17 protein-coding genes and 1 pseudogene are annotated in these 20,906 nt (G+C 67.0%); 9 read left to right on the top strand and 9 right to left on the bottom strand.

Annotated elements, in window-relative coordinates; genetic code table 11:
- Positions 1–99: 99 nt before the first annotated feature.
- From galU to SFC76_RS16410, 3 genes are all read right to left on the bottom strand, one after another.
- The gene (gene galU, locus SFC76_RS16420; RefSeq protein WP_041394046.1) at positions 100–972 is read right to left on the bottom strand and encodes a UTP--glucose-1-phosphate uridylyltransferase GalU; all 873 of its coding nucleotides are present in this window, start codon (positions 970–972) and stop codon (positions 100–102) included.
- Between the two features lie 141 nt (positions 973–1,113).
- Positions 1,114–2,016 carry a hypothetical protein gene (locus SFC76_RS16415; protein ID WP_322850483.1) on the bottom strand — a complete coding sequence of 301 codons (903 nt, stop codon included), beginning with the start codon at positions 2,014–2,016 and terminating at the stop codon, positions 1,114–1,116.
- 274 nt (positions 2,017–2,290) lie between these two features.
- Positions 2,291–3,229 carry a glycosyltransferase family 8 protein gene (locus SFC76_RS16410; protein ID WP_322850482.1) on the bottom strand — a complete coding sequence of 313 codons (939 nt, stop codon included), beginning with the start codon at positions 3,227–3,229 and terminating at the stop codon, positions 2,291–2,293.
- Between the two features lie 508 nt (positions 3,230–3,737).
- Between SFC76_RS16410 and SFC76_RS16405 the strand changes: the two genes are divergently transcribed.
- The 5 genes from SFC76_RS16405 (at position 3,738) to SFC76_RS16385 (ending at position 8,809) form a co-directional block, all read left to right on the top strand.
- Entirely contained in the window at positions 3,738–4,640 is a 903-nt protein-coding gene (locus SFC76_RS16405) for a glycoside hydrolase family 16 protein (protein WP_322850586.1), read from the top strand.
- A 69-nt stretch (positions 4,641–4,709) separates the two neighbouring features.
- Positions 4,710–5,840 carry a glycosyltransferase family 4 protein gene (locus tag SFC76_RS16400; protein ID WP_322850481.1) on the top strand — a complete coding sequence of 377 codons (1,131 nt, stop codon included), beginning with the start codon at positions 4,710–4,712 and terminating at the stop codon, positions 5,838–5,840.
- A 294-nt stretch (positions 5,841–6,134) separates the two neighbouring features.
- The gene (locus tag SFC76_RS16395) at positions 6,135–6,737 is read left to right on the top strand and encodes a sugar transferase (protein WP_322850480.1); all 603 of its coding nucleotides are present in this window, start codon (positions 6,135–6,137) and stop codon (positions 6,735–6,737) included.
- Between the two features lie 43 nt (positions 6,738–6,780).
- The gene (locus SFC76_RS16390) at positions 6,781–7,899 is read left to right on the top strand and encodes a glycosyltransferase family 1 protein (RefSeq protein WP_322850479.1); all 1,119 of its coding nucleotides are present in this window, start codon (positions 6,781–6,783) and stop codon (positions 7,897–7,899) included.
- Between the two features lie 37 nt (positions 7,900–7,936).
- Positions 7,937–8,809 (top strand): glycosyltransferase family 2 protein, encoded by an 873-nt coding sequence (locus SFC76_RS16385; RefSeq protein WP_322850478.1) that lies wholly within the window; start codon positions 7,937–7,939, stop codon positions 8,807–8,809.
- A gap of 16 nt (positions 8,810–8,825) precedes the next feature.
- Here SFC76_RS16385 and SFC76_RS16380 read toward each other — a convergent pair whose 3' ends face one another.
- The 3 genes from SFC76_RS16380 to SFC76_RS16370 form a co-directional block, all read right to left on the bottom strand.
- Entirely contained in the window at positions 8,826–9,158 is a 333-nt protein-coding gene (locus tag SFC76_RS16380; protein WP_322850477.1) for a YnfA family protein, read from the bottom strand.
- A gap of 15 nt (positions 9,159–9,173) precedes the next feature.
- Positions 9,174–10,622 (bottom strand): lipopolysaccharide biosynthesis protein, encoded by a 1,449-nt coding sequence (locus SFC76_RS16375; protein WP_322850476.1) that lies wholly within the window; start codon positions 10,620–10,622, stop codon positions 9,174–9,176.
- 193 nt (positions 10,623–10,815) lie between these two features.
- Positions 10,816–11,844 carry a glycosyltransferase family 8 protein gene (locus SFC76_RS16370; protein ID WP_322850475.1) on the bottom strand — a complete coding sequence of 343 codons (1,029 nt, stop codon included), beginning with the start codon at positions 11,842–11,844 and terminating at the stop codon, positions 10,816–10,818.
- A 316-nt stretch (positions 11,845–12,160) separates the two neighbouring features.
- Between SFC76_RS16370 and SFC76_RS16365 the strand changes: the two genes are divergently transcribed.
- The 4 genes from SFC76_RS16365 (at position 12,161) to SFC76_RS16350 (ending at position 17,054) form a co-directional block, all read left to right on the top strand.
- On the top strand, positions 12,161–13,576 hold the full coding sequence (locus SFC76_RS16365) for a hypothetical protein (protein WP_322850474.1): 1,416 nt from the start codon (positions 12,161–12,163) through the stop codon (positions 13,574–13,576).
- Positions 13,577–13,731: 155 nt separating this feature from the next.
- A complete protein-coding gene (gene galE, locus SFC76_RS16360) occupies positions 13,732–14,730 on the top strand; it encodes a UDP-glucose 4-epimerase GalE (protein ID WP_322850473.1) in 999 nt (332 codons plus the stop codon).
- A 36-nt stretch (positions 14,731–14,766) separates the two neighbouring features.
- Positions 14,767–15,744: a UDP-glucuronic acid decarboxylase family protein gene (locus tag SFC76_RS16355; protein ID WP_322850472.1), complete on the top strand. Its 978-nt coding sequence runs from the start codon at positions 14,767–14,769 to the stop codon at positions 15,742–15,744.
- Between the two features lie 245 nt (positions 15,745–15,989).
- Positions 15,990–17,054: a glycosyltransferase family 2 protein gene (locus tag SFC76_RS16350; protein WP_322850471.1), complete on the top strand. Its 1,065-nt coding sequence runs from the start codon at positions 15,990–15,992 to the stop codon at positions 17,052–17,054.
- Between the two features lie 34 nt (positions 17,055–17,088).
- Here the strand turns inward: SFC76_RS16350 and SFC76_RS16345 are convergent, their stop codons facing one another.
- From SFC76_RS16345 to SFC76_RS16335, 3 genes and pseudogenes are all read right to left on the bottom strand, one after another.
- The gene (locus SFC76_RS16345) at positions 17,089–18,390 is read right to left on the bottom strand and encodes a UDP-glucose/GDP-mannose dehydrogenase family protein (RefSeq protein ID WP_322850470.1); all 1,302 of its coding nucleotides are present in this window, start codon (positions 18,388–18,390) and stop codon (positions 17,089–17,091) included.
- Between the two features lie 111 nt (positions 18,391–18,501).
- Positions 18,502–19,482 carry an acyltransferase gene (locus SFC76_RS16340; RefSeq protein WP_322850469.1) on the bottom strand — a complete coding sequence of 327 codons (981 nt, stop codon included), beginning with the start codon at positions 19,480–19,482 and terminating at the stop codon, positions 18,502–18,504.
- Between the two features lie 717 nt (positions 19,483–20,199).
- Positions 20,200–20,906, bottom strand: a pseudogene (locus SFC76_RS16335) (hypothetical protein); the annotation flags it as partial.

The following is a 20,906-nucleotide window of genomic DNA, read 5'->3' as shown; positions in this document are numbered from 1 at the left end:
GCGCAGTCACATCGCTCCGCGTGGAACGCCCATCCGATCAGGACCGGAAGATGACAGGCCGACACGTCGACATCTCGACACGTCGGCCTGTCGGACATCTTACTTGGCCAGCAGCCCCTCGGCGAAGCTGCGGACGCTCGGACCGATGTCGGCGCGGGCGAGGGCGAGGGCGAGATTGGCCTGGATATAGCCCGCCTTGTCGCCACAATCGTAGCGCTCGCCGTCGAAGGTGAAGCCGTGGAACGGCTGCTGTCCGATCAGCTGCGCCATCGCGTCGGTGAGCTGGATCTCGCCGCCCGCACCCTTTTCCTGGCTCTCGAGGATGCGCATCACCTCGGGCTGGAGGATGTAGCGGCCGGGGATCATCAGATTGGACGGCGCGCTGCCCTGCTTGGGCTTTTCGACCAGCGCCTTCACCTCGGTGAGGCGGCCGTCGATCGCGCCGGGCGAGATGATGCCGTATTTGTCGGTCTCGCTGTCGGCGACTTCGAGCGCGCCGACGATATTACCGCCGACCTGGTTATAGGCCTCGACCATCTGCGCGATGAAGCCGGGCTTGCCGACCATCAGCTCGTCGGGGAGCAGCACCGCGAACGGCTCGTCGCCGACGATCTCGCGCGCGCACCACACCGCATGGCCGAGGCCGAGCGGCTCCTGCTGGCGGACGTAGACCGGCGAGCCGGGCTTCTGGCGGATGCCCTCGATGACGCTGAGCGACTTGCCACGCGCGCGCATCGTGTCCTCGAGCTCGTAGGAGATGTCGAAATGATCCTCGAGCGCGCCCTTGCCGCGGCCGGTGACGAAGATGATCTGCTCGATCCCCGCCTCGAGCGCTTCCTCGACCGCATATTGGATCAGCGGCTTGTCGACGACGGTCAGCATCTCCTTGGGCATCGCCTTGGTCGCGGGGAGGAACCGCGTGCCGAGGCCGGCCACCGGAAACACCGCTTTGCGTACGCGCTTGATCGTCATGACTGGTCCCATCGATTGCTGTGGAGGCGGTCGAGACCACCCGTCGCCGGGGGGTCTAGAATGTTATGAAGACAGAGGAAATACAGTCATCCGCGCATTCGTGCCGGATCGGTCGCGACCCGGCGCGGACGGGGTGTCGGCTCAGCGCAGCCGGCCCGCGGCATCGTGCGCGAGCAGGCCGCGGACCTCTTCGGCATAGGCCGGGCGGCGCAGCCATTGATGGCGGATATGGTCGAAGGTGCGGCGGAACGCCCCGGGCGTCGGCGTCCGGAAGGGCAAAGTGAGCAGCGCCAGCACGCGCCAGGCGAGCCCCCAGCGGCCAACCCTTTGCCCCGCAGCGGTCACGCCGGAGGAGGCGACGAGGCTCGGCCAGGGCATCGTGAAATGGCCCAGCGCCGCGTCGATATCCGATTCATAGCCGCGGTTGATGAAGCCGTTGGCCTCCTTCAGCGCGCCGACCGGGCGGGTGTGGCGGATCGGGATGGCGTCGACGATCGCGAAGCGCCGGTCCTCGGGCGGCAGCGCGCTGCCCCAGACGAGGTCGATGCCGCTTTCCCAGCCGTAATCGAACAACGGCGCGACCTCGCGCAGCGCGCGCGCCGCGAAGAAGGGCGCCATCATCTCGATGTAATTGACCTCCCGATACGCGAACGACGGATTGCGCGCGGTGCCGGCGTAGGTGAAATAGCTGTCCCAGGTCAGGCTCGGCTGGAAGATCGTGAACCCCTCCGCGGCGCCGAGCGCGAACAGCCGGCTGAGACTGTCGGCATCGGTGTCGATGTCGTCGTCGATCAGCGCGACATAGTCATATTGGGCGATGAAATCGTGATTGTCCGACAGCGTCGCACGCCAGCCCTGGACTTTCGTGCCGGGAATGAAGCGGTGGAACGTGCCCGCCGCGTCGAGCGGGCGGCTGTTGGGATCGAAGGAGGCGACGAGCAGATCGAAGTCGCGCTTTGCTGCGGGCGCGAGCCACCGTTCGTGCAGGCTTTTCGGTCCCGCCCGCGTGATGACCAGATTTTTCGAATTTGCCGGGCCAAGCATCAATGGGCAGTCCTGGAGTACATGATGCTCCCGTGTCTCCGCAGGGCGTACGTCGCGGCAATTCCGCCGGGGTCGGGCGCTTTATCGGCGTCGGGTAGCGCATTTCATCGTATCAATCCAGCATCCTGACGCATGACGATCGTGCCACGCAAGCATTCCGATGGGACAATGGCCGCATTGCCACACTGCACGGCGAATTGTGTTGTACGGTTGCTGAACAGTCCGCCTCGCCGGCGCGCCGCCATCGCCGCGCATCGTCTTGGCGGCGCGGCGATCACACCGCGGCCCGCATTTCCAACCGTCGGATATGCTCCAGCAACTCGGGCTCGCTCCACAGCCGCCGTTCGAGATAGGATTTGGCGATCTGCTTGACTTTGTAGGCGGCGCGCCGACGCAGATCTAGCGCATCGCAATATTCGCCGATCTCGGGGAACTCCCGCGCGATGGCGAGATAGGGCTTGTGCCACGACCGTCCCCACGGTGCATAGGCGCCCTGCCACGGGCGTGGATTGGACATGAAATGGACGATCGCCGGGGGGGCGATGGTGTCGATGCCGTACCCGAGCACGAACCCCGGGAAATTCCACCGGATCGAGGCATAATCGCGGCGGCCTTCGGTGACCCGGTTGATGACCGTCTGATCCTCGAAATGCAACGCGCTGGTCGCCGTGCCGATCTGCGCCAGCGCCTCGCGCGAGATATCCGCCCAGCTCGCCCGGCTGACCCGGAAGACGCCGCTGTTGACGTAATTCTCGCCGAATTCGGTGATCTCGTCCTCGAAATCGCCGCGCAGCCGGGCGATGCCGCTGAGATAGATCATCGGATCGCGCACCGCGCACAGCCCGCCCGGCTGCGGCTGGAAGTCGAGCAGCGGGGTCAGGTCGCCGACCACCTGCGTATCGCCGTCGAGGTAGAGGATCTCCGCATAATCGGCCGGCAGCAGCTGGTCGAGGAACAGCCGCGCGTTCATGATGTGCAGACCGCCGAGGAAGGCCGGATCCTCCCAGCGATACACGACCCCCTTGGCCGCGCAGACATGCTCGATGCGGCGGCTTTCCTCACCCGGCTCGCGGGTCAGATCGTAGACGATCACGTCCCAATGCGCCGGCGAGAACTGCCGTGCCTGTATTGCGCTGACCAGCGATTGGAACAGATACCCCTGGTTCGCTATGTAGCAAATGCACGATCGCGGCGGGGAAGAATTGACAGTCACGTAAATTCCTTTGCGGCCACTCTGTGTGACGGACGACCGACCGCCGTCAATATGTTCGTGAAACCGATGTCCGTGCCGCGTCGCTGATGACATTTTTCACAGTCACTCAAGACGCTAGCCTCCTCCCTCAACGCAACCGGCATAACGGATGTCGGGACCCGCCGTAAGGGAGGGAACGGAACGACGTGGCTCATCGAGCCATCGTATCGGCGTATTATTTTCCGCTGCCGGCGGGGGATAGCGGATAGCCCCGCGCTTCTGTGCCAAAACCGGACGCGGGGCGCGACGGGTAGCGTCAGGGCGCGGACTGGCTTAAAGAAAGTCTAACCGTTGCGTTAACCGTCGGATCGACTGGCGCGGTGGTGCGTAGACGCGCGGCGCGCCGATCGGTGTCGCCGACCGCGACGACGATGCGGCGTATGAAGGTTGCCAGCCGGGCAAGAAACCCGGCGATGGCCCGCAAAGGGCCGGCGCGCTGCTCCCCCAACCATGGAAGGCAAAGGTGGCCATGATCCCATTCCTGCCCAGGACCTGCCCTTGGACGCGCCCTTGGCCCCGTATCGCCGGCACGCGTCCGGATCGCCCCCACGCCGAGCGCAGCCGCCTGCTGTCGGCCGGCATGGCCGGCTGCGCGGCGCTGACGCTGGCCACCACCGCCGCCTGCACGCCGCTGCCCAAATGCGCCGCGACGATCGACCTGCGCCAGTATCGCCAGACCTTCGACGAGCCGTTCGACACGCTCGACGTCTCCGCGCGCGGCCCGGGCACGCGCTGGACCGCGCATACGCCGTGGAACGGCGACTTCGGCAGTTCGACCTTCGTCGATCCGCAGCCCGGCTTTCCCTTCTCGGTGCGCGACGGCCTGCTGACCATCCATATGAAGCGCGACGCGCAGGGCAAATGGCATTCGGGGCTGCTGTCGTCGAGCGACGCGCAGGGCCGCGGCTTCCTGCAGCGCACCGGCTATTTCGAGATGCGCGCGATCCTGCCCAAGGGCGACGGCGTCTGGCCGGCGTTCTGGCTCGGCTCGCTCGGCAAGAAGGGCGAGACGACGCCGGAGATCGACGCGCTCGAACATTACGGCCGCGATCCCGCCACCTTCCTCGCCACCACGCATCTGTGGACCGACGGCAAGAGCCGCGACCAGGGCCCCAAGGTGGTCCGCGTGCCGCCGGATTCGCTGACCACGGGGATGCATCGCTATGGCGTCAGCGTCGAGAAGGACGCGATCAACGTCTTCCTCGACGGCCGCTCGGTCGCCTGTTTCGCGTCGGCGCCCGAGTATCTCAAGCCCAAGATGCTGCTCATCAACCTGGGCGCGGGTGGTGGCTGGCCGATCGACAAGATGCCCGACGACCGCGCGATGACGGTCGATTACGTGCGGGCCTACGTCAAGCGGCCGCGTCAGTGAGCCGCGTCAGTGATTTGCAATGTCGCGATGTTAAGCTCGCTGCCAACAGATTGAGATAGGACGATGATCATGAAGGTTCATGTCCACCTGGCCTATGGCTTCGGCGAGGATCGGTGGGGTCGCAGGTTCGACAGCGGCGAGCTGATCGGCGTCAACGAACGCGACCCCTATGGCTATCGCCATGCCATGCCGATGGTCGAGGCGATGACCAAGTCGGTCGATCATCCCGAAGGCAAATTCGGTCGGCTGGTGCGGCTCGGGCTGCGCGCCGTGCTCGGCTTCGACGTCCTGCACGCCTGGCGCAATCGCAAGGCGATCCGCGCCGCGGACGTGGTCTGGACGCACACCGAATCGCAGCATCTCGCGGTCAGCCAGGTGTTCGCGCTGCAGCGGCTCGCGCCGGCCGAGCGGCCCAAGCTGCTCGCGCAGAGCGTCTGGCTGATGGATGGCTGGGACCGGCTGTCTGGCCTGCACCGTGCCTATTACCGTCGGCTGATGCGCAGCGCCGACATACTGACCTTCCATTCGCGCGAGAATCTGGAGATGGCGCGCCAGCGCCTCGCCGACCGTCCCAGCGAATTGGTGCTGTTCGGGATCAACGCCAGCGAGCAGACGCCGCCCGTGCGCGGCCAGGCGGGCGAGCCGCAGCTGATTATCGCGGTCGGCAACGACGTGCATCGCGACTGGCCGACGCTGATCCAGGCGGTGGCGCGGCATCCCGACTGGCGGCTGCGCATCGTCTCGACCAAATGCCCCGCGGCGCTCGCCGAGGGCATCGCCAACGTCGAGATCGCCGGGGTCGACAATAACGACGACCTCAAGGCGCTGTATCGCCAGGCGACGATCGCGATCGTGCCGCTGTCGCCCAACGCCCATGCCTCGGGGATCACCGTCCTGCAGGAGGCGGCGCTCAACGGCGTCGCCGCGATCGCCAGCGACGTCGGCGGATTGCGCGATTATTTCGATGCCGATTCGGTAACTTATTATGCCAGCAGGGACGTCGACGGGCTCGAGCGCGCGATCGGCGCCTTATTGTCCGACCCCGAGAAGCGCTACGTCCAAGCGGTCGCCGCGCAGCGCCGGATGGGTCCCGACGGACTCAGTTCTTATGCCTTTGCGCGCCGCCATGTCGAGATTTCCCAATCACTTGTCGGCGAAACGCGAGGGCAGGCCGAACGCCGGCGCCCGGCGGTCGCATGATCGGACGGAAAATCGCGCTTTGGCCCGGCAGACGACAGGTTGCGCCGGCCAGCTGTGCCGATCTGGGCACACTTGTGATGGAAATATCTACCGTTATCAGGATGGTATGATGTAGCGCCGGCAAAACCGGCCATGATGCCGAGTGGCGCGCGAATTATTTCGGCGGTATTAACCTTACCGCAACGGGCGCGGTGCGATGGGGCTGGTGAAGGGGTTGTCGTTATGTATCTAACCCAGGAAAGGGGCGGTGAACTGCGCGTGTCCGATCGCCCATCCGAAAATCACGTCAACGAAATGATCCTGCGTCTGCTCGATCTCGTCGTCGGCATCATCGCCATCATCGTCTTCGCTCCATTGCTGATCGGCCTGGCGATCGCAATCTATGCTAGCGATCCCGGGCCGCTGATCTTCGCGCAGCCGCGGATCGGGCGGAACGGACGCGAATTCCGCTGCCTCAAGTTCCGCACCATGGTGGTCGACGCGACCGACCGGCTCGAGCAATTGCTCGCCAACGATCCCGCCGCGCGCGCCGAATGGGCGCGCGACCACAAATTGCGCAACGACCCGCGCATCACCCCGCTCGGCCGCTTCCTGCGCAAGAGCAGCCTCGACGAGCTGCCGCAATTCTTCAACCTCATCAACGGCACGATGAGCATCGTCGGACCGCGGCCGATCGTGAACGCCGAAGTGGTCCGCTACGGCCGCCGCTTCCAGGATTATTGCCGGGTGCGGCCGGGCATCACCGGCCTGTGGCAGGTCAGCGGGCGCAGCGACACGACCTACCGGCGCCGCGTCGCGCTCGACGTCGCATATTCGAAGCATCGTTCGCTCGGGCTCAATATCAAGATCATGATGATGACGGTGCCTGCGGTGCTGGCGGCCAAGGGCAGCCGCTAGAGCCGCGACGGACGCGAAAAGGGGGAACGGATTGCGCAAGGACATGACCGGCGGACCCGCGGGGGCGGGGCGGCTGCTCGTCAACGGGCGGTTCCTCTATGCCCGGCCGACCGGCGTCCAGCGCGTCGCCACCGCCTTGCTCCACCAATTGGGCGCGCGCCGCGACGAGCTGCTGCGCCTGTTCCCCGCCGGGGTGCAGGTCGAGGCGCCGCACGGCGACGCCGCGGCGACGATCGCCGGCCTGCCGGTGCATCAGGCCGGCCGTCGCGGTGGCCAGGTCTGGGAACAGTTCACGCTGCCGCGGCAGGGCAGGGGCGACGTCATCCTGTCGCTCTCCAACGTCGGGCCGCTCGCTGCCAAGCGCGGCATCACGATGATCCACGACGCGCAGGTCTATACCGCGCCGCAATCCTATTCGTCCGCCTTCGTGCGCTGGTATCGCTTCCTGCTGCCGCGGCTCGGCCGGCGCAATCTGCAGATCCTGACCGTCTCGCATTTCTCCAAACAGCAGCTCGTCGACCACAAGGTCGCCCGCGCCGATCGGATCACCGTGATCCCCAACGGCGTCGACCATATCCTCGGCTTCGCCAGCGACGCCGGCACCGTCCGCCGCCTCGGGCTCGCCGAGCGCCGCTACGTCGTCGCGCTGGCGACGACGCAGCCGCACAAGAACATCGCGGTGCTGCTGCGCGCCTTCGCCGACGGCGCGATGGGCGACGTCCGGCTGGTGCTGCTCGGCAAGGCCGGCGCCGACGAGATGCGTGCGGCCTATCCCTTCCTGCCCGACGACGTGCTGTTCACCGGCATGATCGACGACGGCGAGCTGCGCGGCCTGCTCGAGACCGCTTTGTGTTTCGCGATGCCCTCGACCACCGAGGGCTTCGGCCTGCCGCCGCTCGAGGCGATGATCCTCGGTACCCCGGCGGTCGTCGCGCCCTGCGGCGCATTGCCCGAAGCCTGCGGGGAGGGGGCGCTCTACGCCGATCCCGACCAGCCCGACGCGTGGCGGACGCAGATCCGCAGCCTGCGCGACGATGCGGCCCTGCGCCAGCGGATGAGCGACGCCGGCGCGGCGCAGGCCGCCGCCTTCACCTGGGCCCGCGCCGGCGACCTGCTGGTCGACGCGCTGCGCCGCTGCCTGCCGTCGGCGCAGCGCGCATGAGCCCGCACATCCTGTTTGGCCAGCCGAGGAACGCCCGATGAAGGTCGCCATTGTCATCGCCAGCGTTGGCCGCCCGGTCGAGCTCGCCCGCTGGGTCGACCACGCCCGCCGCCAGACGCTCACCCCGAGCGAGATCATCTTCTCGATCGCCTCGGACGCCGACATTCCGGCGGGCTTCGCCGATCCGTCGGTCAGGGTGCTGCGCGGGCCGAAGGGCTCGTGCCACCAGCGCAATTCGGGTCTCGATGCGCTGACCAGCGCGCCCGACGTGGTCGCCTTCTTCGACGACGATTACGTGCCGAGCCGGCGCTGCATCGAGGGGATCGCCGCGGTGTTCGCCGCGCATCCCGATCTCGTCGGCACCAGCGGCGAGCTGCTTGCCGACGGCATCCACAGCGCCGGCGTCGATTACGAGACGGCGACGACGCTGGTCGCGGCCTATGATGCCGAGGATCGCCCGATCGACACCGGTCTGATCAAGGCGATGGGCACCTATGGCTGCAACATGGCTTTCCGCTGCTCGGCGATCCGCGACGTCCGCTTCGACGAAAAGCTGCCGCTTTATGCCTGGCAGGAGGACGTCGACTTCTCGCGGCGGTTGCGCGGTCGCGGCCGCGTCGAACGGACGCATGCCTTCGTCGGGGTGCATCAGGGGGTCAAGGGCGGGCGCAGTCCGGGGCTCCGCCTCGGCTATTCGCAGGTCGCCAACCCGCTCTATCTGATCCGCAAGGGGACCATGACGCCGCGCGACGCCTTGTGGCTGATGGCGCGCAACGTCGGCAGCAACCACGCCAAGGCGTTCAAGCCCGAACCCTGGATCGACCGCAAGGGCCGCGTCGCGGGCAATTGGCGCGCGGTGAAGGACCTGCTGACCGGCAAACTGCGCCCCGACCGGATCCTCGACTTCTAGACCGGAGACATGCCGGTCAGGTCCCGGAGGCGATGCGCGGTCCGAAATAGATGATCGCCGCGCCGGCGAGGCACACGCACGCCCCCAGGATGTCCCAGCGATCCGGCTTCGTCCCTTCGGCGAGCCACAGCCAGAGAACCGCGGATGCGATGTAGACGCCGCCATAGACAGCATAAGAGCGGCCGGCCTGCTGCGCGGTCGGCAGCGTGAGCAAATAAGCGAACAGGCATAGCGACAGGATGCCCGGGGCGATCCACCACATCGATCGGCCGAGGCGCAGCCAGGCCCAGAAGGCGAAGCATCCGGCGATCTCGGCCAGCGCCGCCCCGAGGAATGCAAAGGCCGTCATCGCTGCGCCGATCGCCTAGGCGCGGCCGCGTTGCCCGAACCGCCGCCCGATCTGCGACAGCCGGTCGACCACCATGCTCTCCGGCCCCTCGGGACGGCCGACCGCGGCCCAGGAGCCGAGCAGGATCGCGCCATAGACCGCGGCGCCGAGCACGACGGTGCCGATCACCGCGACCAGCGACAGCGACTGGCGCATCGCATCGGGGAGCAGCAGGATCGCCGCGGCCATGCCGGCGGTGGCGAGCGCGATCCGCCACGGCGCGAGCAGTTGCGCGACGATGCCGAGGCCGACGAGCTTGCGGACATAGCCCATCGTCACCAGCATCAGGATCGCGTTGGTCGCCACCCGGCCGATCACCGCGCCCATCACGCCATAGTGCCAGATCAGCGCGATCAGCAGCGGCAGCTTGACGAGGATCTCGACGACGCGCTGGCGCAGGAAGATCGAGGTGCGGTCCATCGCCATCGCCATCGGGTCGAGCGGCGAGACCCAGACGACGAACACCGGCGCGAGCGCGAGCCAGCGCAGCATCGGGATCGACGAGATCCAATTGCCGCCGAGCACCACCGGCACCACCTGGTCGGCGACGAGGCTGAGCCCGATCATCCCCGGCGCGGCGATGGTGAGCAGGGTCTGCGAGATGCGCAGATAGGCGCGCGCCATCCGCTCGCGCGACTCCTTCATCGTCACGAAGCCGGCCATCAGCGGCCGCATCGCCGGCGTCACCAGCACCTGTTCGGGCACCGACGACAGGTCCGCCGCCATCGAGAAATGGCCGAGGTCGCTCTTGCTGATGAAGCGGCCGAGGATCAGCTTGTCCGACTGCCAGCTCAGCGCGGCGAGCGCCTGCGCGAGGCTCGCCCAGCCGAGGAAGCCGGCGAAGCTGCGCCATTGCGTCAGGCCGAGCCGCGGCCGGAACGGCGCGAAGCAATAGGATTGCACCATGCTGGCGACCGGGGTGATGACGGTCCCCGCGGCGATCGCCCAGTAACTGTGCGTGGTGACCGCGAGCACGACCGCGACCGAGAAGCCGAACACCTTGCTGACGATCTCGATCACCAGATCGCGGCGGAAGTCGATGCGGCGGGCATATTGCACCATCGCCGGGCTCTGCAGCCCGCGCGCGATCGGCGACAGCGCGAGGAACAGGATCAGCGGCACCAGCCGCGGATCGGCATAGGCCCAGGAGAAGGGCCAGGCGGCACCGGCGATGACGATCGCGAGGATCGCACCGCGGAGCACGCCGATGGTGAAGGCGGTGTCGAGATGGCTGCGGCCGATCTGGTCGAGCCGGACCAGCGACTGGACGATCGGCAGTTCGGACACCGCCTCGACGATGAAGATCAGCGTCATCGCCACCGAGATCAGCCCGAAATCCTGCGGCGACAGCGTCCGCGCGAGCACGATCAGCGTGGTGAAATCGATGCCGCGCGCCATCAGCCGCGAGGCCATCAGCCACGCCACGCTGCCCGCCGTCCGGCTGCCGACCCCCGGCCCGCCCTCTGGCCCGGCCTCCGGCCCGACCCCCGACCCGGTCCCTGACCCACCCCCTGACTTGTCCGTCATCGCCGCAATGCCACCCTTATCCAATGCCGGGCCGCTCCCCGCGATCCGGCGGCCGCCCGGCGATCGGGGCGGCGCATGTCGGCGCGTCTACTCAATCGCGCGGCGTGAAAAAAGTCCTGCGCAGGAACCGCTTGAGCAGCACCGCCTGCCAGCGGTGCTCGGCCGCCTCCTTGGCCGCCTTGGCCATCCGCCGCGCCCGCATCGCCAACGAACCGGTGAGATATTTCGGATCGATGTTCTTGCTGGCGTCGACCTTCAGATATTTGGCGAAATACGGATAGGCTTCCAGGAAATCGACATAGACCTGGCGGTGGCCCGGCTCCCACGGTCCGTTGGTGGTGTTCCACGGTTTGACCGGGCCGGTGAAATGGACGATCCGCGGGCCGACCGAGCGGTCGAGATCGGCGAGCCGGAACCAGGTCGTATAATTGTAGCGCGGATGCATCACCTGCCGCTGCGCCGCGACCACCGCGTTGAGCGCGCTCTGGTCGTGATGCTTGCAGCGTTCGGGGTTCTCGGCGAGGAAGCGCAGCGCCTGCGTGGTGAACGTCCGCCACGCCTCGCGCGACGCCATCATCACGCCCGCGTTGAAATAATCCGCGACCCGGTCGATGCCGATGCCCTTCAGATAGGATTGCGGATTGGCATATCGGCCGCCGTTGTCGAGCCGGTCGGTCCCCGCCAGCAGGGTGCCGGGCGGACAATCGTAGCCGATCAGCGGCGCGACCGGACCGACGATCTGGACGTCGCCGTCGATATAGATGACCGTCTCATATTGCGCCGGGATCTCCGCCTCGACCGCCAGCCGGCCCAGTGTCGAGCTGGGGCAATGCAGGTCGGGCAGCCGGTCGACGCTGTCGGGAATGAAGCGGCGGCTGTCGAGGAAGCGGAAGTTGAACCGCGCGGGGGCGAGCGCGGCCTGGATCGCGCCCTGTTCCTCGTCGGGAATGTCGATCAGGTAGATGATGATGTCGGCGATTGCGACGACGTCGGGCTGGGCGGCGAGCTGCGATGCGGCGATCAGCGCCTGGCCGACATAGCCGCGGTCGCTGACGAAGGTGATGACCCGCGTGATCCCCGGCCTGTCACACTCGGGCGTCCCCAGGATTAGCGTGTTCACTGGCATACTCCTGACTGCGCGCATCGGGTCGGAGAATGGCCGACGGCCCCGCCGCGCCATATGCGCACACGACCGGCTCCGATATGCGCCGCGTTCATGTCCCCATATGACCAGCACGGGTCAATATTTAGTAACTGCCCGTTTTGGCACGGGTTACGCGGGCGAGGATAGCCTTGCGCGACAGGCGATGCTACGCTTTTGTTATGCCTGGGATCAGGTCGACGGATGGTGCGTGCCCATCACGCGAGACTGCGCCGCCACCTTTCGGGGTGGAGGGATGCAGGCGATGGCACACGTGCCCCGATAAGGGTCTGTAATGGTCGTTCTAGCAATCTTCTGGCTGTTGTTCTTCGCTGCGGCGGTGTCGGGTATCCGCTGGACGCTGTATCTGTTCTTCGCCAGCCTCGCCTTCGGCTCGCTCGCCATCCTGCCGGTCAACCTGACCGGCGGCACCACCTTCCTGCCGCACACCGCCTGTTCGGCGTTGCTCTGCATCCGCTCGTTCATCGCCTGCCGCAAACCGCATCTGCTGATCGACGGGCTGCTCGACTATAACAAGCTCGGGCTGCTCACCGCCTTCATCGTCTACGGGCTGATGGTCACCTATACCGCGCCGTTCCTGTTCCACGGCGCGCCGATCATGGGCCTCAACAACATCACGCGCAGCCCATTGGGCTTCGGTTCGGGCAACATCACCCAGCCGCTCTACCTGCTCGCCGCCTTCGCGATCACCATCTCGATCTACCAGTTGCTGCTGCAGACCGACACGCGGCGGATGGTCTATCAGGCGATCTTCGTCGGTGGCGCGATGGCGCTGCTCGCCGGGATGATCGACATGGCGACCGCGGGTTCGGGCATGCTCGCGCCGCTGCGCACCGCGACCTATGTCATCATGGACGGCGACGACGTCGGCGGCATGCGCCGCGTCATCGGCTTCAACACCGAAGCCTCGGCCTATGGCGCGCTGGTGCTGTCGTTCGGCGCGATCATCTACTTCACGCGGATCGGCGAGGCGCTGGGCGGCGTCTATGCCAAGATCCAGACGCCGATGGCGCTCGCGCTGATCGCGTTCACCGTATTGTCGACCTCGTCCGCCGCCTTCCTCGGCCTCGGCATCCTCGGCGTCTTCGCGGTCGTCGCCAACGTGATGGCGCTGCGCCATCCCGCCGACGAGAAGCGCGCGCTGATCCAGTTGCTCGTCATCGGCGCCGCGGGGCTGGTCGTCGCGGCGCTGGTGGTCGCGACGCCCAGCATGTTCAACGGCGCGGTCGAGCTCGTCGACAGCCTGATCTTCAAGAAGACGTCGAGCAGCTCCTATTCGGAGCGCAGCAGCTGGAACCTCGTCAGCCTCGAAGGCCTGGTCGCCACCGGCGGCTATGGCGTCGGCGTCGGCTCGACCCGCGCGTCGAGCTGGCCGGTCGCGGTGCTCAGCAGCACCGGCGTCATCGGCGGGCTGCTGATGGCGCTGTTCTTCCTGCGGCTGCTGACGCTCGGCCTGCGCAATGCCAGCGACGAGATCCGCCGGGTGGTGATCGGCGCGCGCTACAGCCTCGCGGTCTGCCTCGTCCCCAGCGCGGTGGCGGGCACGCTGGTCGATTTCGGCGCGTTCAACGCGACGCTGTTCGCGATCACCACCGCGCTGCCGACGCTGATCCCGGTGGCGACGCGCCGGCGACGCGTGCCGCGGACGCGGACGCCGCGCGTGCAGGCCAATGCCATGGCGCAGCGTTGAGGCCGAACCGCGCTACGGGCCGAGATGCGGGCGGCGGCACCGCGCCGGGTGGCGCCGGTGTGCATACGTGTTATCAATACCCGATCGTTAATCCTGTCCCGATCCTGGGTAACTCACCTTCGATTCCACGGCCGTAGCACAGGAAGATCCGACGCATGAGCAGGCGCATTCTGGTAACCGGCGGGGCGGGATATATCGGCAGCCATACGTGCAAGATGCTCGCGGCCGAGGGGTTCGTGCCCGTCACCTACGACAATCTCAGCCTGGGCAAACCGGCGCGGGTGCGCTGGGGACCCTTGGTCGAGGGCGACGTCCGCGACGCCGATGCGGTCGCACGCGCGATCACCGATCACGAGGCCGAGGGGGTGATCCATTTCGCCGCGGACGCCTATGTCGGCGAATCCGTCGCCGATCCGGCGCGCTATTACGACAATAACGTCGGCGGCATGATCGGCCTGCTCGCGGGCATGCGCACCGCGGGATGCGGCCGGATCGTCTTTTCGAGCACCTGCGCGGTCTATGGCGATCCGGCGACGCTGCCGATCTCCGAGGACACGCTGCCGGCGCCGGTCAATCCCTACGGCCGGACCAAGCTCATCGGCGAAGGCATGCTCGCCGATTATGCCGCCGCCTATGGCATCGACTTCGTCGGCTTACGCTATTTCAACGCGAGCGGCGCCGATCTCGACGGCGAGCTGGGCGAGGACCGCGAGTACGAACCGCATCTCATCCCGCGCGCGATCCTGCATCTGCTCGGCCACCTCCCCGATTTCCAGGTGTTCGGCAGCGACTTCCCGACCCCCGACGGCACCGCGATCCGCGACTATATCCATGTCGCCGACCTCGCCCGCGCGCACGTGCTGGCGGTGCAGCGGCTGCTCGCCGGCACCGGCGGGCGGCGCATCTTCAACCTCGGCTCGGGCGTCGGCCATTCGGTCGCCGAGGTGCTCGCCGCGATCGCCGCGGTGTCGGGCCGGCCGCTCGCCACGCCGACCGGCAACCGCCGCCCCGGCGACCCGCCGCAGCTCGTCGCCGACGTCGCGGTGGCGCGCGACGACCTCGGCTTTACCGCACGTCATTCGGCCTTGCGCGACATCATCGCCTCGGCCTGGCAATGGCACGTCAAGACCCATCGCGAAGCCGCGTCATCCTGACGCCGGCCGCCTCCATCCGCTCCTCGGGGACCGATCATGCATCTTGAGAAACGCATCCTCATCACGGGCGGCGCCGGCTTCCTCGGCTCGCATCTGTGCGACATGATGCTCGCCCGCGGCCATCGCGTCCTGTGCGTCGACAATTTCTTCACCGGCACGCAGCGCAACGTCGACCATCTGCGCGACAATTCGCGCTTCGAGCTGATGCGCCACGACGTCAGCTTCCCGCTGTTCGTCGAGGTCGACGAGATCTACAATCTCGCCTGCCCGGCCAGCCCGATCCACTATCAGCGCGATCCGGTGCAGACCACCAAGGTCAGCGTCGTCGGCGCGATCAACATGCTCGGCCTCGCCAAGCGCACCAAGGCCAAGATCTTCCAGGCGTCGACCTCGGAAGTCTATGGCGACCCCAGCGTCCATCCGCAGACCGAGGATTATTGGGGCAACGTCAACCCGATCGGCATCCGCTCCTGCTACGACGAGGGCAAGCGCTGCGCCGAGACCCTGTTCTTCGACTATCGCCGCCAGCATGGCCTGGCGATCAAGGTGGCGCGGATCTTCAACACCTACGGGCCGCGCATGCACCCCAACGACGGCCGCGTCGTGTCGAGCTTCATCGTCCAGGCGCTGCGCGGGCAGGACATCACCATCTTCGGCTCGGGCGAGCAGACCCGGTCGTTCTGCTATGTCAGCGATCTGCTCGCCGGGTTCGTCAAGCTGATGGACACGCCGAACGACGTCACCGGTCCGATCAACATCGGCAATCCGGTCGAGTTCACGATGCTGGAGCTGGCGACGCTGGTGATCGAGCTGACCGGCTCGCGTTCCAGGATCGTGCACATGCCGCTGCCCGCCGACGATCCGCGCCAGCGCCGCCCCGACATCAGCCTCGCGCGCGAGAAGCTCGACTGGGAGCCCAAGATCCAGCTGCGCGAGGGATTGCAGCTCACCATCGACTATTTCGACCGTCAGCTCGCCGGTTACGCCCAACCCGAGCCCGCTGATGCGCGATAGGACGAAATCACCGGCGCCGCGACGGCGTGGCGCTTGCTAATCCCGCACCGGCCATGCCATGGATCGTGGATTAATCTGGCGACTTGAAGGTGTTGGCAATCACGGCATTGCCACGACACGCAAAATTGCCATGATGAATAGAGGCAAACGGTTAGGACCAAAACGGGCGTGCGCACGATAGACTATGATGTATTGTGCCGGCCGCGACGCGGGACTTCCTATCCGACATGGACGGGATCGCGGACATGACTAGCGGGCTCCCGTCCATTCGGGCTACCGTCGTCGTCATCAACCACAATTACGGCGAATTCCTCGCCACCGCGATCGACAGCGCGCTGGCGCAGGATCATCCCGATGTCGAAGTGGTCGTGGTCGACGACGGCTCCAGCGACAATTCGGCCGCGATCATCGCCGGCTATGGCGACCGCATCCGGGCGGTGATGAAGGCGCAGGGCGGCCATGTCGAGGCGGTCAACGCCGGCTTCGCCGCGGCGTCGGGCGATGTTGTGCTGTTCCTCGACGCCGACGACCTGCTCCACCCCGACTGCCTGCGCCGCGCGACCGCGCTGCTGCAACCCGGCGATTCCAAGGTGCAGTTCCGGCTGGCGACGCTGGACCGCACCGGCGCCGACCAGAATATGCCGTTCCCGCATTTCCCGCCCGGTTTCTCCGCCGACGACGTGTTGCGCGGCGCGGCGCGCTCGGGCTGGTATCCCTGGACGGTATCGACCGGCAACGTCTTCGTCCGCAGCTTCCTCGACCAGGTGATGCCGATCGATGCCAAGACGGTCTATCGCTCGCCCGACGGCTATCTCAGCAAGCTCGCGCCGCTCTACGGGCCGGTGCGCTCGCTGCGCGACGTGCTCGGCGGCTATCGCGTCCATGGCCAGAACGCCTGGGCGAGTTCGCAGAAGACGTGGAGCGCCGACACCGCGCTGCGCTGGCTCGCCTTCGACCGGGTTCTCGAACGCGCCTTCCTCAGCGCGGCGCAGACGCAGGGCGTTGCGGTTCGCCAGCCGCTGCTGCGCTCGTTCCAGGCGCTCGAATATCGCATGCAGGCGCTGCGCTTCGCCGATCCCAGCAAGCGCCCGCCCGACAGCCGCCAGACGGTGATGACCGAGGCCATCCACTGGCTGGTCGAGCTTCACCCGTTCGGCTGGCCGGGCAGCGTCGCGCGGTTCGGCTGGCTGGCGTTCCTCGGCTATGCCCCGCGCCCGCTGGTCGAGCGCCAGGTCCGCAAGGCGCGCACCCAGACCAACCGCTCGCTGTTCTGGCGCTCGATGCTGTCGCTGACCCGCAAGTTCGAATAGGGGCGCCGGTCGTGCCGGACCGGCGCCTGCCGGCTTACCGCCCGATCGAGGTGTAGGCGAAGCCGAGCGCGGCGATTTCGGCGGGGCGGTAGACGTTGCGCAGGTCGACCAGCACCGGGGCCGCCATCGTCCGCTTCAGCCGCTCGAAATCGAGCGCGCGGAACGCATCCCATTCGGTGACGATCACCACCGCGTCGCTGCCCGTCGCGGCGTCATAGGCGTCGCTGCAATAGGTGATGTCGGGCAGCATCGCGCGCGCCGCGGCCATGCCCTCGGGATCGTAGGCGCGCACCGTCACGCCGGCATCGTGAAGCGCCTGGACGATCGCGATCGACGGCGCGTCGCGCATGTCGTCGGTGTTGGGCTTGAAGGTCAGGCCGAGCAGCGCGACCGTCTTGCCGCGGGGCACGTCGCCGAGCATCGCGATCACCTTGCGGCCCATCGCCCGCTTGCGGCTGTCGTTGACCTTGACCACCGCCTCGACGATCTGGATCGGGCTTCCGTGATCCTCGGCGGTCTTGAGCAGCGCCAGCGTGTCCTTGGGGAAGCACGAGCCGCCATAGCCGGGGCCGGCGTGCAGGAACTTCTTGCCGATGCGATTGTCGAGGCCGATGCCGCGGCTGACGTCCTGCACGTCGGCGCCGACCGCCTCGCAGAGATTGGCGATCTCGTTGATGAAGGTGATCTTGGTCGCCAGGAAGGCGTTCGCCGCATATTTGATCAGCTCGGACGTGCGCCGGCCGGTGAACAGGATCGGGCTCTCGTTGAGATAGAGCGGGCGGTAGACCTCGCGCATCACCTTGCGCGCGACCTCGTCGTCGGTGCCGATGACGATCCGGTCGGGGCGGGTGAAGTCGCCGATCGCGGCGCCCTCGCGCAGGAATTCGGGGTTGGAGACGACCGCCACCGCGATGTCGGGGCGCTTCTCGCGCAGGATCGCCTCGACCTTGTCGCCGGTGCCGACGGGGACGGTCGATTTGGTGACGACGACGGTCGGCCCGGTCACTGCCGCGGCGATCTCCTCGGTCGCGGCGAAGACGTAGCTGAGGTCGGCATGGCCGTCGCCGTGCCGCGCGGGCGTGCCGACCGCGATGAAGATCGCATCGGCGCCCGCCACCGCCGCGGCGAGGTCGGTGGTGAAGCGCAGCCGCCCCGCCGCGACATTGGCGGCGACCAGCGCGTCGAGCCCGGGTTCGAAGATCGGCATCCGCCCCGCCTCGAGCGCGGCGATCTTGTCGGCGGCCTTGTCGACGCAGATCACGTCATGACCGAAATTGGACAGGCAGGCACCCGAGACGAGGCCGACATAGCCCGAACCGATCATGGTAATACGCATAGAGCCTCATCGCTTGGGGGAGGACCGCGGGCAACATGCGGCACGCAACGACCTCTAACAAAAGGGGAAAGCTTAGAGAACGCGTGATCGCTGTCCTATTTTGGGCAGGGATCAGCGGATCAGCCGGCGCATCGGTGGAATCCGGTCGAGGATCAGGACGCACAACGCCGAGGCCAGCACCGCGAGAAGCGCGTTGCCGAGGCAGGCGGCGAGCGTCGCCTGACCCAGCAGGCGCGTCGCAAGGTCGAGAAACAGCAGGTGCACGACATAGAGGCCGAGGCTGAGCTGCGCGAGCCGCGCGAACAGCGGCGGCAGGTGGAAGGTCGGCGGGATCGCCAGCGCGACGAGGAAGGCGGCGATGCCATAAGGAATGGTCATCAGCGTGTCATCGGTGAAGCGCGGGAAGGGGATCGTGCCGACCGCGACCAGCGCGGCGACCTCGGCGAGCTGCAGCAGCGCGGCGACGGCGAACAGCGCCAGCGCGGTGCGCAGCGGGACGCGCAGGTCGCGAGCGCGCAGCCACGCGCCCGCGACAACGAACAGCAGGCCGAAGAAGGGACCGTTGCGCGTGTTGAACGGCGGCTTCGGCAGGTCGAGCAGCAGGCGCAGCGGGCCGAAAGCGAAGGCCAGTGCGTAGAAGACGAGCGCCAGCGCGAGCACCGCGCCCCAGCCGAACCGGCTACGCACGACGGCGAACACCACGCCAGCGACGCCCAGCGCGGGCAGGAACCAGAGATGCTGGCCGTCGAGCCCGGTGATCAGCAGCCGCACGAGCATCGCGGGCGACCGCAATTCGGCGAGCGAACCCTGGAAATAGAGGATGTAGAGCAATGCCCAGAACAGGAAGGGCGGCGCGAGCCGGACGAGCAGGCGCAGCGCGGTGCGCTCGGGCGCGCGTTGCGGCATGAAATAGCCGAAGGCGACGAAGAAGAAGGGGACGGCGAAGCGCGACAGCAGCGCGATGGCGTCGGCCGCGACCGGCGCGTCGCGGGCGCCGTTGGACACCGCATGGATCAGCACCACCGCGACGAAGGCGACCAGCCGCATCGCATCGATGCCGGCAAGGCGGATCGTGCCGACTGGCGGCGTCACCAGAGAAGCATTGATTGCCGTCGCGATGACCGATCCCTTTCCGCTCGAGCCGTGCATCGACCGCCGGCCGGACCGATCCGACAGGACGTCGGCACGATCCGGACGGGGAGATGCCCGGCAACGCCAACAGGTTGGCGGCAAAGGCTAACACAACCCGGCCGCGGACCGGCAAGCTTTCGCGAGGGATCGCGTGATAAATTGCTAAGCGACTGGGAAAGCTTCGGTAAATTTACCGAGCGGGATCAGTCCTTATAATAATTGCGATACGCGCGCCGCCTTCTGCGTCTCGACCGTCGGTTCAGCAAAACCACGATCAGAATTAATCCGACCAGCGCCGCGATTATGATGAGGGTAGGAACCGACATGCTCACGATTAATCAAAGGCTCCTTCGTGAACGCGTTGCGGCATCTAACAATGATGCGCTGCGATATGCAACGCCAAATCGCCTCCCGCCGTGTTCAACAATGGGAAAGCATTGGCCGCGATATCGGCCAATAGCGACACTTGGCCAGGCCAATGTTGGTAAATACAAAATAAACGCCAGGCGCCGCCAAAGGTCGCCGTGCCATTCAAACAGCACGACCCGGTCGAGATCATTATAGCGCGATGGCGATCCGCTCCTTGAACAATGCACGATCAATATTCGCGTCGAAGGAATACGGACAAAGCATGGCTGGCATCAATGCTGCCGTGCGGCACTGCGGCATTTCGAGGGATCATGGCCGTTTCGGATAAGGGCGGGCGACTTGGCGCGACGGGGTAGGGCAGCGCGTACAATGTCCGGCGACCTCGATCGTCTTCGCGGTCATGCGAAACCCTGCGGCACCGGCGGCAACGCTGATGATATTCGCCGCGGCATGGCCCCTGATCGGCGTGGATTGCCCGCACCTCTCGCAGACCAAAGTGATACGCGGCTGATATTGCTCGCCTTCTATCGCCCGATTGTCGGTCGGTTGGACGAGGTTGGCCTGCATCAGGATGTCGAGGATGCGATAGACGCTCGCCGCGGCGGGTTCGGCGCTCACCTTGGTCGAGGCGGTGGCGAGCGCAAAGATCTGGTCGCGCGCATCGGTATGCACCGCTTCCTGCGCGGCGGACACCGCCACGCCCTCGCCACCGCCCGCGGCGCCGGCGCGGCGACGGCGCAACTTGGCGGCGATGCCGAGCACCATCGATTCACCGCCCTGCGGCCGGCCGGCGACCTGCCAGAGCAAGAGCACCGTCGCACCGAACGCGAGCGCGCCGAGCGCGGCGAGCGCGGCGAGCGCCACCGCCAGCCACGGCCGCGACAGATCGGTCGGGAGCAGCCGCGACACCGGGAAGACGATCGCGCCCATCACCAGACAGCCGAGGATCGGCCGCAGGATCGCCTTGAGCTGCATCCAGACCGGCAGCTCGATCGCATCGCGCGCGGCACGCACCG

Source organism: Sphingomonas sp. CD22, from assembly GCF_034556155.1.
Taxonomy (GTDB): domain Bacteria; phylum Pseudomonadota; class Alphaproteobacteria; order Sphingomonadales; family Sphingomonadaceae; genus Sphingomonas.
This window is presented reverse-complemented; position numbering and strand designations above follow the sequence as displayed.